23 protein-coding genes are annotated in these 21,569 nt (G+C 70.1%); 15 read left to right on the top strand and 8 right to left on the bottom strand.

All coding sequences use genetic code 11. The features are described from left to right. Nucleotides 1–551 precede the first annotated feature (551 nt). The 4 genes from ACGFH8_RS28990 to ACGFH8_RS29005 all read left to right on the top strand — a co-directional run bounded on the left by ACGFH8_RS28990 (nucleotide 552) and on the right by ACGFH8_RS29005 (nucleotide 4,656). Entirely contained in the window at nucleotides 552–1,742 is a 1,191-nt protein-coding gene (locus ACGFH8_RS28990) for a helix-turn-helix domain-containing protein (protein ID WP_393373205.1), read from the top strand. 229 nt (nucleotides 1,743–1,971) lie between these two features. Then, complete coding sequence (locus tag ACGFH8_RS28995) at nucleotides 1,972–3,162, top strand: helix-turn-helix domain-containing protein (RefSeq protein ID WP_393373208.1); 1,191 nt, start codon at nucleotides 1,972–1,974, stop codon at nucleotides 3,160–3,162. A gap of 113 nt (nucleotides 3,163–3,275) precedes the next feature. Continuing rightward, entirely contained in the window at nucleotides 3,276–3,437 is a 162-nt protein-coding gene (locus ACGFH8_RS29000) for a hypothetical protein (protein WP_393373211.1), read from the top strand. Then, entirely contained in the window at nucleotides 3,424–4,656 is a 1,233-nt protein-coding gene (locus tag ACGFH8_RS29005; RefSeq protein ID WP_393373214.1) for a helix-turn-helix domain-containing protein, read from the top strand. The genes ACGFH8_RS29000 and ACGFH8_RS29005 overlap by 14 nt, the downstream gene beginning before the upstream one ends. A 130-nt stretch (nucleotides 4,657–4,786) precedes the next feature. Here ACGFH8_RS29005 and ACGFH8_RS29010 read toward each other — a convergent pair whose 3' ends face one another. Next, a complete protein-coding gene (locus ACGFH8_RS29010) occupies nucleotides 4,787–5,578 on the bottom strand; it encodes an SDR family NAD(P)-dependent oxidoreductase (RefSeq protein WP_393373217.1) in 792 nt (263 codons plus the stop codon). A gap of 514 nt (nucleotides 5,579–6,092) precedes the next feature. Between ACGFH8_RS29010 and ACGFH8_RS29015 the strand changes: the two genes are divergently transcribed. From ACGFH8_RS29015 to ACGFH8_RS29035, 5 genes are all read left to right on the top strand, one after another. After that, complete coding sequence (locus tag ACGFH8_RS29015; protein ID WP_393373220.1) at nucleotides 6,093–6,551, top strand: MarR family winged helix-turn-helix transcriptional regulator; 459 nt, start codon at nucleotides 6,093–6,095, stop codon at nucleotides 6,549–6,551. Then, nucleotides 6,548–8,002: an MFS transporter gene (locus ACGFH8_RS29020; RefSeq protein WP_393373223.1), complete on the top strand. Its 1,455-nt coding sequence runs from the start codon at nucleotides 6,548–6,550 to the stop codon at nucleotides 8,000–8,002. The genes ACGFH8_RS29015 and ACGFH8_RS29020 overlap by 4 nt, the downstream gene beginning before the upstream one ends. A 58-nt stretch (nucleotides 8,003–8,060) precedes the next feature. After that, a complete protein-coding gene (locus ACGFH8_RS29025) occupies nucleotides 8,061–8,354 on the top strand; it encodes a DUF1330 domain-containing protein (RefSeq protein WP_393373225.1) in 294 nt (97 codons plus the stop codon). 93 nt (nucleotides 8,355–8,447) lie between these two features. Continuing rightward, nucleotides 8,448–8,768 carry a hypothetical protein gene (locus ACGFH8_RS29030; RefSeq protein ID WP_393373227.1) on the top strand — a complete coding sequence of 107 codons (321 nt, stop codon included), beginning with the start codon at nucleotides 8,448–8,450 and terminating at the stop codon, nucleotides 8,766–8,768. A 188-nt stretch (nucleotides 8,769–8,956) separates the two neighbouring features. Then, a complete protein-coding gene (locus tag ACGFH8_RS29035) occupies nucleotides 8,957–9,298 on the top strand; it encodes a GlsB/YeaQ/YmgE family stress response membrane protein (protein WP_393373229.1) in 342 nt (113 codons plus the stop codon). A gap of 22 nt (nucleotides 9,299–9,320) precedes the next feature. On the opposite strand, the gene ACGFH8_RS29040 is transcribed toward ACGFH8_RS29035, so the two are convergent. From ACGFH8_RS29040 to ACGFH8_RS29055, 4 genes are all read right to left on the bottom strand, one after another. Beyond that, nucleotides 9,321–11,582, bottom strand: a complete 2,262-nt coding sequence (locus ACGFH8_RS29040) for an ATP-binding protein (protein WP_393373232.1) — start codon at nucleotides 11,580–11,582, stop codon at nucleotides 9,321–9,323. A gap of 76 nt (nucleotides 11,583–11,658) precedes the next feature. Beyond that, entirely contained in the window at nucleotides 11,659–12,081 is a 423-nt protein-coding gene (locus ACGFH8_RS29045; protein WP_393373235.1) for a hypothetical protein, read from the bottom strand. An 11-nt stretch (nucleotides 12,082–12,092) separates the two neighbouring features. After that, entirely contained in the window at nucleotides 12,093–12,350 is a 258-nt protein-coding gene (locus tag ACGFH8_RS29050) for a hypothetical protein (protein WP_393373238.1), read from the bottom strand. Further along, a complete protein-coding gene (locus ACGFH8_RS29055; RefSeq protein WP_393373240.1) occupies nucleotides 12,350–12,727 on the bottom strand; it encodes a DUF2089 domain-containing protein in 378 nt (125 codons plus the stop codon). Before ACGFH8_RS29055 ends, ACGFH8_RS29050 begins: the two co-directional genes overlap by 1 nt. Before the next feature lie 136 nt (nucleotides 12,728–12,863). On the opposite strand from ACGFH8_RS29055, the gene ACGFH8_RS29060 reads away from it, so the two are divergent. The 3 genes from ACGFH8_RS29060 to ACGFH8_RS29070 all read left to right on the top strand — a co-directional run bounded on the left by ACGFH8_RS29060 (nucleotide 12,864) and on the right by ACGFH8_RS29070 (nucleotide 15,275). Beyond that, nucleotides 12,864–13,196 carry a hypothetical protein gene (locus ACGFH8_RS29060; RefSeq protein WP_393373243.1) on the top strand — a complete coding sequence of 111 codons (333 nt, stop codon included), beginning with the start codon at nucleotides 12,864–12,866 and terminating at the stop codon, nucleotides 13,194–13,196. 236 nt (nucleotides 13,197–13,432) lie between these two features. Then, nucleotides 13,433–14,017: a winged helix-turn-helix domain-containing protein gene (locus tag ACGFH8_RS29065; RefSeq protein WP_393373246.1), complete on the top strand. Its 585-nt coding sequence runs from the start codon at nucleotides 13,433–13,435 to the stop codon at nucleotides 14,015–14,017. A 1-nt stretch (nucleotide 14,018) separates the two neighbouring features. Continuing rightward, the gene (locus tag ACGFH8_RS29070) at nucleotides 14,019–15,275 is read left to right on the top strand and encodes an MFS transporter (protein ID WP_393373249.1); all 1,257 of its coding nucleotides are present in this window, start codon (nucleotides 14,019–14,021) and stop codon (nucleotides 15,273–15,275) included. Between the two features lie 67 nt (nucleotides 15,276–15,342). Here the strand turns inward: ACGFH8_RS29070 and ACGFH8_RS29075 are convergent, their stop codons facing one another. Then, nucleotides 15,343–16,227 (bottom strand): S41 family peptidase, encoded by an 885-nt coding sequence (locus ACGFH8_RS29075; RefSeq protein ID WP_393373252.1) that lies wholly within the window; start codon nucleotides 16,225–16,227, stop codon nucleotides 15,343–15,345. A gap of 108 nt (nucleotides 16,228–16,335) precedes the next feature. Here ACGFH8_RS29075 and ACGFH8_RS29080 point away from each other — a divergent pair, with 108 nt between their 5' ends. Further along, nucleotides 16,336–16,806 carry a DUF3592 domain-containing protein gene (locus ACGFH8_RS29080; protein ID WP_393373255.1) on the top strand — a complete coding sequence of 157 codons (471 nt, stop codon included), beginning with the start codon at nucleotides 16,336–16,338 and terminating at the stop codon, nucleotides 16,804–16,806. Between the two features lie 95 nt (nucleotides 16,807–16,901). Then, a complete protein-coding gene (locus ACGFH8_RS29085) occupies nucleotides 16,902–17,411 on the top strand; it encodes a hypothetical protein (RefSeq protein ID WP_393373257.1) in 510 nt (169 codons plus the stop codon). Between the two features lie 257 nt (nucleotides 17,412–17,668). Here the strand turns inward: ACGFH8_RS29085 and ACGFH8_RS29090 are convergent, their stop codons facing one another. Both ACGFH8_RS29090 and ACGFH8_RS29095 read right to left on the bottom strand, forming a co-directional pair. Continuing rightward, entirely contained in the window at nucleotides 17,669–18,874 is a 1,206-nt protein-coding gene (locus ACGFH8_RS29090; protein WP_393373260.1) for an MFS transporter, read from the bottom strand. A 206-nt stretch (nucleotides 18,875–19,080) separates the two neighbouring features. Continuing rightward, nucleotides 19,081–20,400 carry a HEAT repeat domain-containing protein gene (locus ACGFH8_RS29095; protein WP_393373263.1) on the bottom strand — a complete coding sequence of 440 codons (1,320 nt, stop codon included), beginning with the start codon at nucleotides 20,398–20,400 and terminating at the stop codon, nucleotides 19,081–19,083. Nucleotides 20,401–20,576: 176 nt separating this feature from the next. Here ACGFH8_RS29095 and ACGFH8_RS29100 point away from each other — a divergent pair, with 176 nt between their 5' ends. Then, a complete protein-coding gene (locus tag ACGFH8_RS29100) occupies nucleotides 20,577–21,560 on the top strand; it encodes an RNA polymerase subunit sigma-70 (protein ID WP_393373266.1) in 984 nt (327 codons plus the stop codon). Nucleotides 21,561–21,569: the final 9 nt, after the last annotated feature.

Raw genomic sequence — 21,569 nt, forward strand, 5'->3', positions numbered from 1 at the left:
CGCAAGCCAGGGGCATGGTGCCCTTGTTGCTTCACTGCACTGCACAGTCCGCTGGTCGTGCGATGAGCAATATTGTCGGAAAAACGTCAGGCAGTGGCCCCTCTGCAAGGAAGGTTAGTGCCACATGCGCTGCCCGGAAACTCGCATTCGTCGCAACTTGGACAGTCTGGCTGTCTAACGCTCAGTCATAATTCTTATGGGAACTAGTTGGGCGTCAGTATCCTGCCGGCATCGCCCTTGGCGGAGTATCGAGCCACTAGTGCCGGGTAGCCGCAATCGATTGATTTGACGAGTAGCCCCATTCCGGCACGGTCGGATTAAGGCGGTTGCTGCCTGAGGCGCTGCGTTGTCGTCCGCAGGGCGCGGTCCCGTCGGATCCAACCAGCGATGAGAACCAGGCCTTCCGGGGGCTGCCTGAATGAGGTACACGTACGACTCTCTTGTGGAATTTAGTGTCGCCGCTGCGACACTGAATTGGTGTACCGTCCACCCTGTGGGGTGGAGCCTTGTGGCTGCTATCCCAGTCCTCTAACTGAGGTGTAGGTGAAAGCATGGGTAAGAAGCCGGACACCATCGGTGCAAGGATCCGGTACTGGCGGATGCGCCGGGGCGGAATGGCCCAGGCTGTCCTCGCTGGACTTGCTGGCGTTACCCAGTCGTACGTGTCGCAGGTCGAGTCGGGTCGCAAGACTATCGACCGCCGGTCCACTCTGGTCGCTCTCGCTGCCGCACTCCAGGTCACGGTGGCCGACCTGCTAGGTCAAGGCACCGAGTCCGGCGATCCGGCCCGCGAGAGCGCCGCCGAATGCGTACCGGCGATCTGGTCGGCCCTGATCGAGATCGAGGACGGCGAGCGCCGCCCGCCGACATACACAACAGAACGCCTGACGACCGAGATTGCTCGCGCCGAGCAGCTCCGCACCTTGTGCAACTACCCGGCGATGGCTCGCATGCTGCCCAACCTCCTGCTGGAAGCCGCCGCCGTGGGCGGCACCGTGCTCGTCCAGGTCGCCTACCAAGCCGCCACCTGCCTGCGGAACCTCGGCTACCGTCACCTGGCCCTCAACGCCGCCCGGCTCGCTGGGACGGTCGCCGAAGACACCGAAGACCCGGCATGGATCGCAGCGTCACGCTTCGCCTATGCGCAAAGCCTGCCGATCGAGTCCGCATCGGTCGCGGCCCGTGCTGCGGACCGCTCACTGACCGAGCTACAAGCTGACGCCGCCGACGAGCGGGTACGACAGATGCTCGGACAACTCCACCTCTCGGCCGCGTTGACGTCGACAGTCAGCGGTCGCTTGGACGTAGCTCGCGATCACCTTGCCGAGGCAGCACGCGAGGCGGCAACGCTCGGGGATCCAGTCGACGGGGCCGGCTTCAACGGCTGTGGGTTCGGGCCGACCAACGTGGGGCTCTGGGAAATGTCCATCGCCGCTGAGCAGGGCGAGTCCGGCCGGGTCATTGAGCTGTCTCGGACGGTCCGACCCCAGTTGCTTGCAGCGTCGATCCGCCAGCAGTCCTACTGGCTCGACCTCGGTCGCGCCCTGGCGGATGGCGGTCGCCGAGACGTCGAGGCCCTCGCTGCGTTCGTGCAGGCCGAGCAAGCAGCACCGATCCCGTTCGCTATCAACCCTCTCGCCCGCGATGCCGTGGTGACGCTGGCGCAGCGCGCCCAGCGTCGAGCCATCCCCGACGAGCTGCGCTTGCTCGCCGGCCGTATCGGCATCAACCTGGCAACATAACGGGAAGTTGGCGCACGCTCGGCCGTCCAGCCCTGCATCCCGATTGGGAGCTGCGCGCCGGCTGATGAGGTCTGACGCGGTGCGGCCTTTGGCATCACCCGAGGATGGCTGAGGGCAGAGGCACGCCATGGCACTCAGCGTCACCGAAGCGGTGCTCTGCGGGTGTAGCGTCCAACCGGGCGGGGGTAGCGGGTTCAATGCCAATTCGGTCTTCTAACCGGGAGTGGGCATGGTGGCGAAGCCGGACACCATCGGTGCCAGGATCCGGTACTGGCGGATGCGCCGGGGCGGGATGACCCAGGCCGTCCTCGCTGGGCTCGCTGGCGTCACTCAGTCCTACGTGTCGCAGGTCGAGTCCGGCCGTAAGACCATCGACCGCCGCTCCACCCTGGTCGCTCTCGCTGCCGCACTCCAAGTCACGGTGGCCGACCTGCTCGGCCAGGGCACCGAGTCCGGCGATCCGGCCCGCGAGAGCGCCGCCGAGTGTGTCCCGGCGGTCTGGTCGGCCCTGATCGAGATCGAGGACGGCGAGCGCCGTCCGTCGACCTACACGGCGGATCAACTGGCGGCCGAGATCGCCCGCGCCGATCAGCTTCGCAATTCGTGTAACTACCCGGCCATGGCCCGCATGCTTCCGAGCCTGCTGCTCGAAGCCGCTGCCGTGGGCGGCACCGCGCTCGCTCAGGTCGCTTACCTCGCCTCCACCTGCCTTCGGCACCTCGGCTATCGCCACCTGGCCCTCAACGCCTCCCGGATATCCGTATCGGCTGCTGAGGACGTCGAAGATCGAGCGTGGATCGGTGCATCCCGCTTCATCTACGCGCAGAGCCTGCCGATCGAGTCCGCCCGCTTGGCGGCCAGAGTCAGTGCCCGCTCGCTGGCGGAGCTTCAGGGAGACGCTTCCGATGTCCGGGTGCGGCAGATGCTTGGTCAACTTCACCTGATGGCAGCGCTGGCCTCGACCGTGGACGCTCGTCCGGACGTGGCCCGCGACCACCTTGCTGAGGCCACGCGGGAGGCAGAGAGTTTGGGAGATCCGGCTGACGGTGGTGGCTTCAACGGCTGCTGCTTTGGGCCAACCAATGTGGGGCTCTGGAAGATGTCCATCGCCGCTGAGCAGGGCGAGTACGGCAAGATAATCGAGCTGTCCCGCACGATCCGCCCACAGGTGCTCAAGGCATCGAATCGTCAACTGTCCTACTGGCTCGACATCGGGCGAGCGCTGGCGGACGGCGGTCGGCGGGACTCCGAGGCCCTCGCCGCATTCATCCGGGCCGAGCAGGCTGCGCCGATCCCGTTCGCCATCAACCCGCTCGCCCGCGACGCCGTGGTGACCCTGGCGCAGCGCGCCCAGCGCCGAGCCATCCCCGACGAACTGCGCCTGCTCGCCGGCCGTATCGGCATCAGCCTGGCCGTATAACTGCCAGTAATCGCCAGATCACCGATCCGCCCTAGTGTCCGGTTTGGGACGTGATCACGTCCCGGCCTGGGAGGGCGGCGAGCCTCCCGGAACTATGACGGAGGAGGCGGGGATTGAGCGGGCAGGACGACAACGCTCCGGACAACACGGGTGAGGCGGCGGAGCAGGAGGCCGCCAAACAGCGCCTCCTGGCCCAGGCCGAGGCGGAGCGCGTACCCGTGGACGACACGACCCGCGCGGTCCCGGACCGGCGGTGGCGGCGTGACCAGCGATGACCTCCCGATCGGCCGCCGGGTCGCCCGCTGGCGGGTGCGGCGGTCGATGACGCAGCAGATGCTCGCCGACCGGTTGCGCAGGTCGAAGAGCTGGGTGGACAAGGTGGAGCGGGGCGTGCGCGCCCTGGACCGGTACTCGGTGATCCAGGAACTCGCCCACGTCCTGCGGGTCGATCCGGAGGTGCTGCTCGGTCAGCAGCCGAGCACCCCGGCGGGCACGCCGGACGGGGTGGACGACATCCGCGCCGCGCTCGCCCGCTACGACATCCCGCAGGCCCCGGCGCAGACGCCGGAGGAGCTGCGACGGCAGATCGGGTACGCCTGGTTGTCCTATCAGCACGCGCACTACGGACAGTTGGTGCGGGTGGTGCCGGGTCTGCTCGACGCCGTCCAGGGCGCGCAGAACCCGGAGCTGCTGGTGCCGGCGTACCGGATCACGTCGTCGCTGCTGGTCAAGCTCGACGAGGCCGAACTAGCCTGGCTAGCGGCCGACCGAGCAATGTCCACCGCCGGAGACAACCAGATCCTGGCAGCAACAGCAGCCATCGCGGTGGCCCAAGCGCTCCGCGCGTCGAACCGCGACCGTCTCGCCCTAACGGCAACCCTCAGTGCGGCAAACCGCATCCTCCCACTCCCATCCCGCCGCGGTGATCATGAGGTTGGCGGGCATCGTGGAGATCAAAGTGCCCGTCAACCTCATGATCAACGCGGTGAGGGTAGGGGCGTGGGGGAGTGGGCTGTGGGTGGGACGTTGTTGGTGCAGGCTGCTCTTGCCGCCGCCGGCAGCGGCGACCACCACCGCGCCGGGGAGCTGACCGACCGGGCCGCGGGCGTTGCCGCACACCTTCGGGGGTACGACGACACGCACCGCACCAGCTTCGGGCCGGTCGTTGTCGACCTGGCGCGGGTGGTGGTGGCGGCGCAACGGGGTGACGCGGGCGAGGCGCTGCACGGGCATTCGACGGTGGTGCGGCGGGAGGCGTGGCGGCGGTTGCCGGTCGAGCATCGGGGCGCGTACCTCGTTGACGTCGCGCGGGCGTACCTCCAGGTGGGTGACCTGCGCGGGGCTGCCCGCGCCCTGGTGGACGCGGACAGTGTCGCGCCGGCTGAGGTTCGGTGCCGGCCGTTGGCACGTACCGTGATCGCCGAGGTTGCCCGCGCGCAGCCGGCGCCGGCCGGCGTGGCGCGACTGGCGACGCTCGTCGGCCTCACCCGCTGACTGGCCGGCTGCTCCGGCCCAGGACGACGGTGCGTGGCCACGCCGGGGCGTCAGGATGGGCGGTGCTGACCCCGGTGCCCGGAATGGCGGCCAGGACCGCAGGCCGGGGCCTGCTTGACCGCCCCCGGACTCACAGAATCGTTGTCAGCACACCTCCGTCGACGCGTACCGCCGATCCGTTGATCGCGGACGCTACGGGACTGGCGAGGAAGGTCACGGTGTTCGCGATCTCGCTCGGCTCGATGAAGCGTCCCAGGAGCGAGGTCTGGTTGGCGCCGATGATCGCCGCTTTCAGGTCGTCCTCAAGAAGGGACTGGGCATCGGCCAGCGACCTGACCGTTTCGGCGACGCCGGTGGAATAGGTGGGGCCGCCCAGCACCGAGTTGACGGTCACCGCAGTGCCCTTCGTCAGCTTCGCCAGGCCGTTGCCCACTGCGAGCATCGCCGTCTTGGTCGTGCCGTAGTGAATCATGTCGGCGGGAATGTTGACGCCCGACTCACTGCTCACGAACACGATCCGGCCCCAGCCCCGATCGAGCATTGCCGGCATCAGGTGCCGCGCGAGCCGGACCCCGCTGAGCACGTTCACCTCGAAGTAGCGCCGCCATTCCTCGTCGGAAATGAGGTCGAAGGGCTTGAGCTCGAAGAGGCCGACGTTGTTGACGAGAATGTCGACGCTGGGCAGTTCGTCGCACAACCTGTCGACGTCGTCGGCAACCGCGAAGTCGGCTTGGATGCCGGTGACGGACACGCCGGGCGCCTCCCGACGCAACACGTCGACGGCCTCGGCCAGCTTTGCCGGGTCGCGGCCGTTGAGGACCACGTTGACTCCCTCGCCGGCCAGGGCCTTCGCGGTTGCGTAACCGATGCCTTGACTGGATCCGCTGACGAATGCGGTCTTGCCGCTGAGCTGCAGGTCCACGTGCTGTTCTCCTCGTGAGTGGTCGCCGGTCGGCGCACCTGCCGGACGTCGGCAGGTGTTCCCCTCGACCTTGCCGCAGACCGATCAGCATCTGATGAGCATCGCGTCAGTGGCTGGTGTGGCCGGACCGTTGGTACCTGCGGCCACGGCCGATTGAGCTGACTGCGAGGAACGTCCCGCCTCGGGGTTCCTGGGTCTGCCGTACCGGTCCGTGGTGTTTGACCCCACCCACAACCGGGCGCTCCGCACGGCGGCCGCGGATGCCGCCTCCGCACTCCACATTGTGGGTCGGTGCCGTTGTGGACGACGCCGGTTTGGCCGGATCGATCATCGCTGGCCGCCGACCGGGCGACGGCCGCTGCCGGCGGCGACCCCGATCCTGGCGGCAACGGCAACCATCTCGGTAGCCCAGGCGTTACGCGCCTCCGCCCGGGACCGGCGATCGTGGCAGTGTGTCGCCGCACCCTGAAGGGATACGCATAGAGGACTTATATAAAGTTGTTATGCTTCACGGGTGAGTCGCCGAGACGCCGCGCACGGCGCTTCCGATGCCATCGGGTCAGCCCTCTACGGTCTGGCCACCAGGGCCGTGAGACGCCTTCCCCGCGACATGAGCCTGACGTCCGCCGCTACCTTGGCCACCCTGGACAAGACCGGCCCGCGACGGATCACCGATCTGGCGCTGGCAGAGGGCGTCACCCAGCCCGCGATGACCGTCCTGGTCCGGGTGATGGAGGAATCCGGGCTGGTCGAGCGGAAGGGTGATCCGTCCGACAAGCGGGTCACGCTGGTTTGCCTGACCGAGGCCGGCACGTCGTACGTCCGGACGCGACGTCAGGCGGGCGTCGACGCGTACGCGCGGTTGATCGACGAACTCACCGGCGACGAGGTCGAGACCTTGTCAGCCGCCCTCCCGGCGCTGCTGCATCTGGCGGAGCTCGAAAGCCACGCCCGAGAGGAGTCGGGCCGGTGACCGCGGCGCAGGCTCACGACCAGCCCACGAGCACTGCCCTGACACGTTCCGAGGCACGTCTGCTGATCCCCGCCCTGATCTTCATCGCCCTGGTCGTGGCGGCGGTCGCCAGCCTCGGGACGCCGCTCATCACCAGCGTGGCGACCACGTTCCACGTCTCCCTCGACAGCGCGCAGTGGACGCTGACCATCGCCCTGCTCAGCGGCGCCGTCGCCACACCCGTCCTCGGCCGGCTCGGAGCCGGTCCGCGCCGGCGGGCCACGATTCTCGCCACGCTGGCGATCGTCGTCGTCGGGAGCGCGCTCACCGTGCTGCCGCTGCCGTTCGCCTGGCTGCTCGTGGGCCGAGCGGCCCAAGGCGTCGGACTCGGTCTCACGGCACTGATGATGGGCGTGGCCCGTGACCATCTGCCCGAGCAGCGCGGCGCGGCCACCATCGCCCTGATCTCAGTGGTCTCCATCATCGGAGCCGGCGTCGGCTACCCGCTGGCCGCGCTGCTCGCCGAGTTCGGCGGACTGCGAGCTGCCTACGGCCTCGGCCTGCTCGTCACCGCCATCGCCCTCGTGACCGCGTGGCGCTCCATGCCCGCAGCTCCCGAGGGTCGCTCCGCTCACGTGCACGTGGCCGGTGCGCTCGTCCTGGCGGGTGGACTGCTCCTCGTCCTGTTCCTAGCCGGCCAGAGGAGCCTGTGGAGCGGGCACATCGCCGTGGCGGTGACCCTTGCCGTCGCCGCCGTACTCCTGCTCTCTGTCTGGACCGTTTCCGAACTGCGCACCACGACGCCCCTGGTCGACGTCCGGGCGGTGCGGCACCCGGCGGTCGCCGGGGCGAACATCGCCATGTTCGTCGGCGGGTGCGGCATGTACCTCCTGCTCACGCTCATCACCCGCTACGCGCAGACACCGCACAGCGCCGGGTACGGCTTCGGACTGACCACCTTCGTGGCGGGGCTGGTCCTCATCCCGTTCTCCGTGCTGGGGTTCGTCGCCGGCAAGCTCACGCCGTGGGTCCGCGAACGGATCGACGGCCCCCTGCTCCTGGCCGGCAGCGCCGCCATCGTCGGCGGCGGGTTCGTCCTGTTCGCCACAGCCCGGTCCAACCTGGCCGAACTGCTCGCGGCCATGGGCGTGCTGGGCTTCGGCGTCGGCAGCTTCTCGGCCGCCATGCCCGGCGTCATCCTGGCAGTCACGCCCAGGAGCGAGACGTCGAGTGCCATGAGCTTCAACTACGTCGTCCGCAGCGTCGGGTACTCCCTGGGCAGCGCCGTCGGCGGTCTGGTCCTGGCCGCCGGCACCGCCACGGGCCGCCTCTTCCCAAACGACGACGCCTACACGACCGCAGCGCTGGTTGGCGTCGCCGCGATGGCGATCACGACAATGGTCAGCCTCGCCCTCGCCGGCCGCCGACGCTCACCCGGGACCAGTCCGACGCCGTCCCCGTCGGCTCGCTGACCCACAGCGCGCCGGCCATGGATCTGAGCATCTATTCCGAACACACACAGGAGGTACGGTGGCCAAGGGCTACTGGGTCAGCGCCTACCGCACCATTTCCGACCCCGAGAAGCTAGCCGCCTACAACGAGCTGGCCGGTGCGGCCGTCCGGGCCGGGGGCGGGCGGGTGCTCGCCCGCGACGGTCGGGTCGTCGCATACGAGGCCGGAATCGTCGAGCGCACCATCCTGATCGAGTTCGACAGCTTCGAGCAGGCGGTCGCCGCACGTGCGAGTGCGGCGTACCAGGAGGCGCTGGCAGTACTTGCTGACGGCGTCGAGCGCGACTTCCGCATCATCGAAGGCGTCGACTGACGATCGGGTCTGCGGCGGCGACGAACACGAAGCCGACCGCCGGGATCACCCGGCTCGTCAGCGCGGCGCACCGTCGCGAACAGCGTCAGGCCGGTGGCATCGGCGGTGATGTCCAGTTCCGGTCGGCTGGCTGCCGGCGGTCGTTACGTGTCCTTCTACTCGTCCGCCTCCGACCTCGCTCCCCGCGACGGCAACGGCATCGGCAGCGACGTCTTCGTGCGGGACCTCAACACCGGTCGGACGACCGCGGTCAGCACCACCCCCGCAGGCGCGACCGGCAACGGCGACAGTATCAGCGCGACCCCCTCCGCCAACGGCAGCCGGATCCTCTTCAGCTCCAGGGCGACGGACCTGGGCGTCGACCCGGGCGACGGTCACGAACACCTTTTCGTGCGCTGCCTGCGTAACTGCTGACCGACGAGGTCGCACCGCCTCTTGCCGCGACGGCCAGTCCCGGACGGTGCCCGTCAGGAGGCGGTACGGCGGCACTCGGTGTCGCCGTACCGCTCCGGACGACCCGTGAGGGGGTGACCGCCAGGGTGGGGTTTCCGGGAACGTGAGATTTGGGCATGTACGTCGGCACTGCTGGAGGGGAGACGGCAATGCTGGTAAGCGGTTATCTCGGCGCGGTGCTCATCGGTGCCCTCGTCGGCCTGCTGGGCCGGCTCATCCTGCCGGGGAGGCAGCGGATCGGCGTCTTCGCCACATTCGTCCTCGGCGTCGGCTCGGCGGTGTTGGGCACGGTGGTCGCCAGGGCGCTCGACATCGACGACGGTGCCAACGTGAAGGTGTGGGTGCTGCGCTGGGACTGGGTCGTGCTCGCGATCCAGGTCGGCCTCGCGATCATCGCCGTGGCCCTGGCGAACATGCTCACCTTCACCCGGCTCGCCGGCGGCGACGACAAGCCCCGTCGGCGGGCCCGTCGCAGCCAGACCAAGGGCTGAAGCATTCCGTGACCAGCGCGCCTCAGGTGCCCAGCCTGGCCAGGATCTCCCGGGCCATGGCCTGTTGGGAATCGCGGCGGCCGGTGCCGTCGAGCAGGTGGAGGGCGCGAGTGAGGTCGGCACGGGCCTCGGCGACGAATCCCAGCTCGGCTCGGGCTCTGCCCATTTCGAAGTAGACGTCGCCCAGCATGATCGACTCACCCCGTTCGAGCACGACCGGCAACGCCCGTTCGGCCACCTCCAGCGCCTGCGCCCAGTGGCCGTTGAGGTTGTGCGCCTCGGCCAGGCCACTCAGGGCACCGGCGCGGGCGCCAAGGGCCGCCTGGGCCGATACCGGGCGACGGTCCATCTCGACGAGCGCCTGCTGAAGCTCGTCGATGGCCTCGTCGGGACGGCCCATGATGATCAGCGCGAATCCGATGCCCTGGAAGACCTGTATGTACCCGTCGTGGTCACCGGCCCGGTCGGCCAGGTCACGGGACTGGCGAAGGGCCCACACCGACTCGTCCAGCCGGCCCAAACGCCGCCAGGCCGCCGCGGCGAACTGCAGTGCCCAGCCCTGGCCCTCCAGGTCACCGATCGCCTCGGCCATCCGGGAGGCCTCCATCGCCACCTCGGCGCCTTCCTCGGTGCGGCCAGCGCCGTAGATCGCTGCCCAGGCAAAGTTGTTCATCTGGGCGATGTGCCTGCGCCGGTCGGGCAGCGTGGCCGCAGCCGTGCGCGCCAACCCATACACCTCGTACCACCCGCGCCACAGGACGCTTGAGTCGGAGTACCAGTGGATGGCCTCGGCGACACTGACGACCAGCTCATGCCGGCCGTCCTCGGCCGCGACACGGTAGGCGGCGAGCCAGTTGTCCGTCTCCGCCCGCAGCCAGGCACCGGCCTCCTCCAGGGTGGCCAACGGCACCAGGCCGTCCCAGTCATCGGGCAGCGCACCGTACGCGGGTTCGTACCAGCGGCCGGCGACGATCGTGGTCTCCAGCAACCAGTCGGTCATCCGCCGGGCGGTCTCCGTGCGGGTGGTCAGGGGTTCCTCGGCCGACAGCCGTTCGCCGGCGTAGAGGCGGATCAGGTCATGGAACCGATACCTGTCGACGCCCTCGGCTTGCAGCAGACCCAACTCGACAAGCTCTTCGAGGCGCTCTTCGGCCTCGAACACTCCGGTCTCGGTCAGCACGGCCGCCAACGGGGCCGCGAAGTCGACGCCCGGCACGTGGGCGAGCCGACGAAACAGCAAGGCCGCGGGGCCTGACAACTGGGCATGCGACAGCGCGAACGCGGCCGCCACCCCGGTGTCACCGGCGGTCAGGGCTGCGAGCCGGCGGTCCGCGTCGACGAGGCGGTCAACCAGATTGTCGACGGTCCATCGTGGGCGCGCGGCGAGGCGGGTGCCCGCGATCCGCAGCGCCAGCGGCATATGGCCGCACAGCCCCGACACCAGCTCGACCTGTGCGACGGCGGCCGGGTCCGCGGCCTGCGTGGCGATCGCCGCCAACAGGCTGGCCGACTCGGCCACGGCCAACGGCGGCAGCCCGACCCGCACGACGCCCTCCAGGCCGCCGAGTGTCCGGCGGCTCGTCACGACGACCAGGCATCGTCCCCCGGACGGGAACAACATCCGTGCCTGCGTCTCCGATCCGACGTTGTCGAGGACCAGGAGGCAGGGCCGGTCCCGCAGCACCGCCCGTAGCTGTGCCGACCGCTCGTCGTCGGTGTGTGCGATCTGGCTGGGACTGATGTGCAGCGCACGCAGCAGCCGATGAAGGGCCTCACCGACAGGCAGCGGTACGGCGTCCGTGCCCCGCAGGTCCAGGAACATCGAGCCGCCCGGAAAGCTGCCGCGCAACTCCTCGGCCACCCGTACCGCGAAGGCGGTCTTACCCAGCCCGGGCGGTCCGTGCACCACAAGCACCGGCGGCGGACCGTCGCCGCTGGCAGCCTGCCCGGCGGTGGTACGGGCGATGGCCAGCTCGGCTTCGCGGCCCACGAAGTCACCGACCCCCCGCGGCAACTCGCACAGCCGTGGCCGCCCGGCGGCACTCGGCGAGCGGGCTGCCTTGACGACCGCTACCAACCCGGCTCGGCCCTCGTCGTCCAGGCCCAGGCCGTCGGCCAGTGCGGCGAGTGTCCTGGCCTGCGGAGTACGGCTGTGCCCACGCTCCATGTCGCTGATCGCGCGAGCGCTGACCCCGGACGTCTCGGCGAGTTGCTCCAGGGTGAGACCCGCCGCCCGGCGCAACGTACGCAGATGTTCACCGAACGACAGCGCAGGCTCGATCATCTCGAGATGATAGGTGCCGTGGATGCGGTTTCGTGTCCCCTGGATCGTCTGCAGGGGCCGTCCCAGCAGACGGTGTCTACTCGCAGAAGACCCGCACGGTGGCGTCGGGTGAATCCACCTCCACGGTCACCTCGTCGAGGTGCTCCACGAGTGCCTCCAACTGCTCGGGCTTGAGCTGCGTCAGGTCGATCGGCACCCCTGAGTCGCTGAGTGAGGCATTTGCCTTGACCAGTGCCTGTGGCGGGACGAGCGCCGCCAGTCGTACGCCAGCGCGCAGCAGTTGCAGCGGCACCCGCACGTTGACCCGCGACGGCTCGCCGTTGTCGGTGGCGTCCACAAGCACCCGCAGGTACTTCACCTTGCCCTTCGGTCGGGCGTCGTGACTCGCCGTCGTCGATGCCTGGTCCCGTTCGAGGGCGGCGATGAGCTGCTCCGCCTCCTCGGCGGTGATCGTGCCGGCGGCCAGCAGGTCGAGGATGTCCTTGCGTTGTTCGGTCATGCGAACCTCTCCTATCGGATGGCCACGAGCACGGCCGTGCGACCCTGCTCGATGTCGAAGCGGGCGCCGGGCAGCGCGGAGATGACACGCCAGGCGGCGCGGAGTGCCCGTACCACGCCGATGCGGAACACGACGCAGGCCACGATCGCCGCCAGCGCGACCAGGGCCACGACCGGGAAGAGCCCGAGCACCACGGGGAGCACCGGAACCCAGACGCGGATGGGCCGGCGGTCGGAGCGGTTGACCGCGACGGTCACCACCTGCGGCATCACGTCCGGCCGTCCAGCTCGGCCAACGCCTGCTGTGCGGTGATCTCACCGCGGCGCAACCTGTCAATGATCTCGGCCCGCGAGGGCGCCGGGTCGGTCTCGACGAAGTCGAGCATCTGCGTGATCCGGTTGAGTCGTGACTTGATCGTCGGATAGCTCACCCCGAAGATGCGTTCCATCTCCTTGATCGAGCCGTGGCAGCGCACGAACGCCGTGACGAAGACCTGGTCATCGACGGTGAGCTGAGCCAGTTGCGGTGGCTCGAACTCGCCCTCGATCGCGACGCCGTTGCTCGTCAGGCGCACGCGCTCGACGACGAACGGCTGCCCCCGCGTCAGGCTCGTGAGGTCCTGCCAGTCCATCGCCTGATCTGTCATACCTGAATTTGTAACTCAAGAATCTTCAACTTCCAAGAGTTTGATCTTAATTTTCTTAAACCGCACCGAGGGATGGCGGTGAGTGGCAGGTTCGCGGTGGAGGCGCACCACGACAGATCGCCGGTACGATGCCGGGATGGGCAGGTTCCTTGCGCTCTTCAACGGCGCGGCCGACGAGGCCGACAAGGCCGACCTCACCGAACAGCAGCAGACCGAGTTTCTCCACGCGTGGGCGGCATGGGCGCAGGCCAACGAGAAGGCCATCGTCGACCCCGGTGCTCCCCTGAACGCGAAGAAGCTGGTCACGGCACAGGGTGTCGAGGACTTCACCGATGCCCTGATCGCCTACACAGTCGTGGAAGCGGACTCGCACGACGAGGCGGTTCGGATCTTCGCCGGGCACCCGCACCTGGGACTGATGGCCGGAAACTCGATCGCGGTCCTGGAGTGTCCGCCCGCGCCAGCGTGAGTCGTCGGCTCCCCTGAGTTGCGGTGCTGCTCCTGGCGCTGCCCGCCACCACCTCGGTCCGGCACGTCGGCGGCCGCCGCGAACTCGACCACCGCAGCCCAGCCGGTGACCTGCTCCAACCGCACGGTGTCACCCCATGTCCCAGGGCGTCGCCCGCCGGCTCGATGCGAAAGACTTCTTGCGAGAACAGGCCTGGGGGGCGTATAACCGAGAGAAGTCTTTCGCAAGGGGTGTCGATGGAGCGGAACGAGCCAGAACGCCGGGTACGCGTCCAGGACGCGACCACCCTGCGCGCACTCGCGCACCCGTTACGCCTGCGGCTGCTGCGCTACCTGCTGGCCGCCGGCCCGAGAACCGCCGCGCAGTGCGCCGAGGCCCTGGACGACACCGGCGCGAACTGCAGCTACCACCTGCGCCAACTGGCCCGGCACGGCCTCATCGAGCGGGCCGACGCCGAGGGGGCCAACCGGCGTGACCGGCCGTGGCGCGCCGCCGCCACCGGTTTCGAATTCCTTCCGGATCCCGACGACGCCGAGGGGCAGCAGATCACCGACGCGCTGACCGCCCTGGGGTTCGACGAGGTGTTCCGGTCGTTGCAGCGCTACCAGCAACAGCGGCACAAGCTTGCCGACACGTGGCGGGAGAGCGCCACCTTCCACAGCTACACGCTCTCGCTCACCCCGGAGGAGCTGCGGCACCTCACGCTGACCCTGGACGCCGTCATCCGGCCGTACCTGCGCCCGTTGCGGAGCGCACCCCCGAGCGATGCCCGGCCGGTCAGCCTCCACCTGCAGGCGTACCCCACGCCGGAGTTCACCTGAGATGTGGACGCTCCTGAGACGCCCCGGGTTCGGCCTGATCTGGGCTGCCGGGCTCTTCTCCAGCGTGGCGAGCTGGTTGCTGCTCACCGGGCTGCCGATCTACGTGTTCGGGGTGACCGGCTCGGCGCTCACCACCTCCGCCGTCTTCCTCGTCGAGCTGCTGTGCGGCATCACGCTGGGATCGTTCGCCGGTGCTCTCGCCGATCGCCTCGACAGGTTCTGGCTCATGAGCTGCGTCGCCGTGCTGCAGGCCGCGGTGGTGATCCCGCTCCTCGGTCGACCCGACCACCACCTGTGGATCATCTCGCTGGTCGCCGGTGCCCAGGCGGTGCTGACGCAGACGTTCGACTCCGCTCGCAACGCCGCGCTGCCACGCCTCGTCGATCCCGCGCAGCTCGTACGCGCCAACAGCGTGGTGGCGCTCAACACCAGCGTGGGACGGCTCATCGGAGGCTCGCTGGGCGGGTTCGCGATCACCCGTGACGGCACCCGCTATCTGGCTGTCGGCGCCGTCCTGGCCTTCGCGATCACGGCGGCCCTGATCGCCGCCGGCCGCCGGGCAGCCCACCACGCGACCGCGCAGCCGACGACCCCGGACCGTACGTCGTCGTTCCTCGCCGCCTGGCGACACGGCCTCACGGCGGTGCTGCGCAACCGGACCGTGCGGGTGACGATCGTGAGTGTGGCGTTGGGCGGCATCGCGCAGGGCCTGTTCGTGGTGCTCTTCGTGGTCTTCGTCAGCCGCGCTCTGCACGCCGACGGCACGCTCACCGGTGTGCTGCGCGGCGTCCAGGCGATCGGCGGCGTGGCGGGCGGGCTGATCGTCGGCATGCTGGGGGCTCGGCTCAGCCCTCGCCTGCTGATGAGTCTCGGGGCGACCACCTTCGCCCTGATCAGCCTGGTCATCTGGAACGGACCGGCGCTCACCCGTCAACCCGAGTGGTACATCGGGTTGTTCATCCTGGTCGGCGCGCCGGGGATCGCGTACGCGAGCGGAGCTTTCGCGCAGATCCAGCAGAGCGTGCCCGACGCCGAGCTGGGCCGTGCCTTCGGCGTCTACTACGCGATCTTCAACGCCTCGCAGGGGCTGGGCATGGCGGCCGCCGGCCTGCTCGGCGACGTGCTCAGCGTCGTCCTCGTGCTCAACGTGCAGGCCCTTCTGTACCTGGCCTCCGGCGCGGTCGCCCACGTGGGCCTGCGCGCCGTCCGGCGGCAGCGCTCCGCCGTTCGGCAGCGCGCCACCGTCGACGTCGGGTAGTCGCCTGTCGCCGGCTCCGAGGACACGCCACCCCCGTGGGCCCCGCGCTTCGAGACGGCCGCCGCGGCTACGCGTCCCTAATTGCCTTGAGCGCCGTGTCGAGCGCCTGGTCTGCCGGGACGGGCACGTCGGGGAGCACTCCGACGCCCTCCCAGTTGGTGCCGGTGACGCTGTTGATGGTCCGGGCGGTCGGCACGGTCACGAGGATGTGTGCGGTGACCGGGTGCCGGGCCGTCGGATGCGCGCCGCCACGTGTCGTCTCACCGACGACGACGGCCCGGCCGTGCGCCTGCAGGGTGTACGCCACGTCCTCGCCGCCGGAGAACGTCATCGCGCTGGTGAGCACGTAGACCGGTCGGTCCGCGTAGCGCGGCGCGGGAAGGTGCGGGATCGTCCAGAACTGGCGGGTGGCGCCTGTGGACCGCTCGTAGAAGTCGTTGAGGTGCACCTGGTCGTCGCGGAAGAAGTAGCTGCACCACATCGCGGCGCCCTCGGGCGTTCCGCCGGAGCAGGCGCGCAGGTCGAGGACGAGCGCGGAGCTGAGGGCGACCAGGTGCATGGCCGCGCCGATCGCGGCGGCGCCCTCGTCGGCGTACGCGATGCGCCGTACGTCGACGAACCCGACGTTGCCGTCCAGGTGCTCGACCCGGCGGATGCCCTGGTTCTCCGCCCTGAGCAGCGCGAGGAACGCGGCTCGTCCTCCGTCCGCGTCCGCTGGATCCAGTGACTGCGGCTGGTCTGACCACAGCAGCCGAAGGTGCTTGTCCGGGCACGCCTGCTGAAGGTGCGCGGTCACCGTCGCGCAGAGCGCCGGCCCGTCCAGGTCGTCGTACTCGCCTGCCGCGAGACGACGCCGGATCGCGGCGTCGATGCCCGCGACCTGCGCGGGAAAGACGTACCCTGCCTCGATCCGGTCCAGGGCCTGTCCGATTATCTGTTCGTTGGAGGGCACGGCGGGCCACGCTAGACCATGCGCAGCCTCGTGACCACCGAATTTCGCGGCGGCCCAGGTGTCGCGCCGACCACAAGTCGTTTGTGGCCCGTGGCTATCCTCTCGGCCATGTCTGACTTCCGCGGGGACACCTCAGGCGTTTCGACGCTCCGGGCCGCACTGACGGTGGTCATCGTCGGAATCCTGGCGACCGGCATCGGCGTCACCTTCATCTGGGACGACCGTGGCTCCCCGCGGGAAGTGACCACGACGGGCACGCTGACCGGCTCCCATCCGTCGGCCCGGCACGAGAAGCGTAAGGGGACGTGGTACGAGTTCCAGTACACAGTCGCCGACGGACGGCAGGCCGCCACCAGTTTCAAGGTCACGCCCAGCGGCTCCCTCGACCGCAGGGGAGACACCGTCAAGGTCATCTATCCGCCGGGCGCCCCGCTGGAGGGCCGGCTGTGGGTGAGCCGAAGGGGCCTGGAGTTTCTGCCGGCGGCCGGCGGGGCGGCGCTCGCTCTTGGCGCGCTCCGAGTCGTCATCCGCGAGCTGCTCAAGCGGCGTCGCCGACGGCAGGCACCCGCCCGCGCGTAGGTCGTGCCGCGACGGTGGTGTCCGTCCCGGCCTCAGGGGCGACATCGGTCTGTGCGAATTGAACGTGTCTTACCCGTCGATTAGTGTCCGCGTCCGTGAATCACTCTCGAATTGCTTCCGCTGTGTTGATCCTCGCCGCTGCCACCGCGCTGACCGCCTGCGGTGACGGGGACAAGGCGACGACCGCCGGATCGACGCCGTCCGCCAGCCCGTCCGCCGCCGCGACCTCGGCGGCGGCCTCCCCAACCGCCGCACCGGCGTCGTCGGCCGCGACGGGCGCCGCGAGCGACAAGCAACTCTGCACGTCGTTGAAGACGGCCAGCGACCGGATGAAGGGCGAGCTGGTGAAGGTCGCCATGGCTGGTGAGCCGTCGGCGGCGGACTTCAAGAAGGTCCTGACGGAGTTGTCGACGGAGTTGGGCACGTTGGCCACGGCCGGCGGAGACGGCAAGGTGGCCGCAGCCCTCCGGCCGTTCGGCGCCGAGGTGGCCAAGGCGGCGGCTGCCGCCGACCCGGCGTCCGCTGCCGACAACCCGGCCTTCATGAAGGCCGGCACCCAGGTCAACGCCGCGTGCACGGCGGCCGGGGTCCCTCTGGACCTGTGAGCACGATCGTCTCCACGCTGGTTGGAGGTGACGGTGGCCGGCGGTGGTGACATCCGGGCCACCGTCGCTCGCCGCCCGCCGCCCGCCGCCCGCCGCCCGCCGCCCGTCGCCCGCCGCACGTGCGCGGCCAGCACCGGTTGTCCACGAGCGCGGATGACCGCCCCGCGTGCGGGACGGAATCCCGACGCAGGGAGCTGGCGACGCGAAGTCTGACCACCGACCGACGGCTGCACCAGCGTCGGAGTCAGCGTGACCCCTCAACGCTGGTGGGTGAGACGGGAGTCGTGCGGGTCCGCGGCGGCACCCGGGCGTGTCGTCTTTCGGGCGACGGCCACCATGATGATGGTGCTGACCAGCGCGGCGACGGGGGCGAGGGCCAGGCCGTGGCGGACGCCGTTCGCCACCACCAGACCGGTGACCGCCGAGCCGGCGGCGCTGCCGATGGTGAACGCGGTGGCGACCCAGGCGAACGCCTCGGCCACGGTGCCCGGCGCCGCGAGCTGATCCACCAGAAGGAAGATGGCGGTCAGCGCCGGCGGTAGGGCCAGACCGCTGACCGCCAGCAACACCGCCATCAGGGTGGGGCGCGGTGTCAGCAGCAGCGGCACGAAGCCGAGGGTCAACCCGGCGGTGAGCAGCGGCAGCCGCCATGCTCCCGCCGGCGCGGCCCGGGTGTAGAGCAGGCCGCCGACCAGGGCGCCGGTTGCCTGCGCGGCGAGCAACCAGCCGGCCAGGCGCCGGTCACCGGCCTCCTCCGCGTACGCGGTGATCGCCACCGCGATGCCGCCGACCGCCATCCCCGTGCCGGCCACCCCCACCAGCAGGGCCGTGAACCGGGGCACCCGCAGCGGTCCGGCCCAGTGCCGTGCCGCCGGCACTCCCCGCCAGGCCCGCACGGCGGGCGCGCGGACGAACGCGGCGGTGCCGGCGAGCTGCAGCAGCGCGGCCACCACCAACCCGGCGACCGGCCCGCCGAGCGCCACCGCGAGCAGCGTCGTGAGCGGGCCCACCACGAAGATCACTTCCTGTACGGCGACATCCAACGCGTACGCGGCCGGCACCGCCGCCGGGGGCAGCAGATCCGGCCACAGCGACCGAAGGCACGCCTCCAACGGGGGCGCGCCGAGCCCGGCGACCACGGCGCCGACGGCCGCACCTGTCACGCCGAAGGCGCCGGTGGCCACGAAGACGAAGCCGGCGCCGGACAGCACCGCCGCGAGGCACAGCACCGGTGGCTGACGCCAGCGGTCCACCGCGCGGGCGAGCAGCGGCGTACCCACCGCCACCCCTGCGGTGTACGCGGCGACGAGCAACCCGGCCGCGGCCAGGCTGAACGACTCCCGCGCGAACAACAGGAGGGCGAGCGGCCCGGAGGCCGACGGCAGCCGGCCCACCTGGGCGGCGAGCAGGACCCAGAGCACCTGCGGGGCACGCAGGACCACCCGGATACCGGATGAGGACATGAGACATCGCTCCCGATGCGATGGAAGGAACCACAAGGACCCACGGGCACCAGCCGGCGTGGGTCAGGGAGCGAAGTCGGACCGCTCGTGGTCGTTGCCGTACAACGGCAGAGCGGGCGTGGTCCACCGGGCGTACGACGCCGCGACCGCCTCAACCGGAACCACGAACCGACCGTATCGCACGGCGGCGGTCCACGGGGGGCGCCCTACCCGTCCGCGGCGGCCCGATGTTCCAGGATCTTCTCCACCTCATCGACCCGCCACCGACGCCCATCCGTGGGACTCATCTCGGAACCCGTCTCGCGCAGCACCTCGAGGCCGTGCTGATCCTCGCGTATCGCGAGGCCGATGGCAGCGTTGAGCCTCGCGTACAGGTAGTCGTCGGTCAGGTGCGCGGTCAACAGGGCGAGAACCGCCGGGGTGTCCAGGCCCGATTCCGCCAGGCTGAGCAGGGCGGTGGCGCGGACGTGGCCGTCGCGATCCGCCGCGAAGTGAATCAGCGCCGCCACCACGCCCGGCGGCGTGTCGAACGGGTGGGGAGGCAGGTTCATATAAATGCCCAGGCGTGGGTGCTCGCCGATGGCGTTGCTGAGCACACCAGCGACGTCTGCGCGGATGCCCGGGTCAGGATGACCGGCCTGGTGCAGGACGTCCGTCACGTCACCACGACCGGTGTACTCGGCGAACGCGCCGATCACATTGCCCAGCGCGATCGGATCGTCCTCGGCGCGCAAGCGTGGCCTGAGCACCTCCGACGCCTGCGCCTTCAGGGGTTGCTCATCGCAGCCCAGGTAGTGCAACAACTGGGTCGCGAACCTCCTGGTGTCGACCGAAGGGTGTGCCACCAGGTTGGCAGCCCACCGGAACCGATCCTCGGCGGACAGGTGATCCGCCATGCCGGCCTGAGCCTGGGCCCAGTCCCAGGACTGCGGGTCTGCGTGGAACAGGGCGCGTGCCAACAACTCGTCGGGGGTGACGGGTATGTCGAATTGGTGTTCCAGATAGGTGACGATCGCCCGATGATCGAGCTGCGTCTCGGCCTGCCGCCCGTCGGCCAGGGTCAACCGGATCCTCGTCGCGTGTTCCGGCTCCTGCTCCCTGGTCAGGATCCGTATCCGCTCGACGGCGGCCGGCTCGTCCGGGTGCGCGCCGAGCCGACGACGCAGTTCGACCTCCGGGTCGAGACCCAGCCACAGCCGTGCGATGTCCAGCGCACCGCGCTTCAGATGCTGCGGCACCTGCTTCCGCCACCATGGGACGTGGTGCACCATCTCCCACAGGACCTCGTACGCTCCGAAGTCGGCCGCCCAGGACACCGGATCGACACCGTCGTCCCACGGGCGAGTCGGATCGGCTCCGGCCTGGAGCAGGCTGGCGACGACATCGGCGTTACCCCCGAACACCGCCGCACGCAGCAGCCCGCTGCCCTCGTCACCCGCGAGCGCGTCCGCCGACGCCGTCCGTAACAGCCGGTCGAGAGACGACGTGTCACCGGCCCGCACCGCCGCGAGCAACTGCGCATCCACCCGGCCACCCTGCCCGAGCGAAGGCCGGCGGTCGAGCGGTTATCGAGGCGCCACCTGATCGACGCCGACGTCACCCGCGCCCGTTTCGCCTGGCGATCGCCGACGTCGGTGATGAGTTTTCGCGCCGGCACCCGTCACACCTACGACAGGACGTGCCGAGGCGGAAGGATGACGCGATGAGTGCGGACACACGGCTGGACGGGTTGGGCGAGGTCGACGAGCTGACGTTCTCGGGGCTGGCGGCCCGGCACCGGCGGGAGCTGCACGTGCACTGCTACCGGATGCTCGGGTCGTTCGAGGACGCCGAGGACGCCGTGCAGGAGACGTTGCTGCGTGCCTGGCGGCGGCGGGAGACCTTCGAGGGGCGGTCGACGTTCCGGGCCTGGCTGTACCGGATCGCCACGAACGCCTGCCTGGACCTGCTGGCCAAACGCCGACCGGAACCCGCGACCGGCGGTGAGGTGCGCTGGCTACAGCCGTACCCGGATCGGTTGCTCGACGAGCTGCCCGCCGGTGGCGCGGACGAGCCGGAGGCGCTCGCCGTCGCGCGGGAGACGATCGAGCTGGCGTACGTGGTCGCGGTCCAACACCTCGCGCCGCGCCCACGGGCGGTGCTGATCCTGCGTGACGTGCTCGGGTGGCCGGCGAAGGACGTCGCGGACCTCCTCGGGGACTCCGTCAACTCGGTGAACAGCGCGCTGCAACGGGCCCGTGCCGGCATGCGGGAGCACCTGCCCGCCGAGCGGCAGGACTGGACCGGCGGCGAGGAGGACGCCGACACCCGCGAGTTGGTACGCCGCTTCACCGACGCCGCCGTGGCCACCGACGTCGACGGGCTCGCGGCCATGCTGCGCGACGACGTGCGCTGCTCGATGCCGCCCACGCCGGGCCTGTCCGTCGGCCGCGACGCGGTGGTCGACGGCTGGGTCCAGGACGGGTTCGCCGACCTTCGGGGCATGCGCGCGGTCCCCACCTCGGTCAACCGGCAGCCGGCCGTCGCCTTCTATCTGTGGCGCGCGCAGGAGGACGCGTACCTGCCGCTGACGATCGACGTCCTGCGCGTCACCGGCGGAGCGATCACCGAGATCGTCACCTTCCACGACGACCAGTTCCCGCGGCTCGGGCTGCCCGAGCGCCTGCCGGCCGACGACGCCGAATAGGCACGCCAC

This window comes from Micromonospora sp. NPDC049175 (assembly GCF_043197345.1).
GTDB lineage: Bacteria > Actinomycetota > Actinomycetes > Mycobacteriales > Micromonosporaceae > Micromonospora.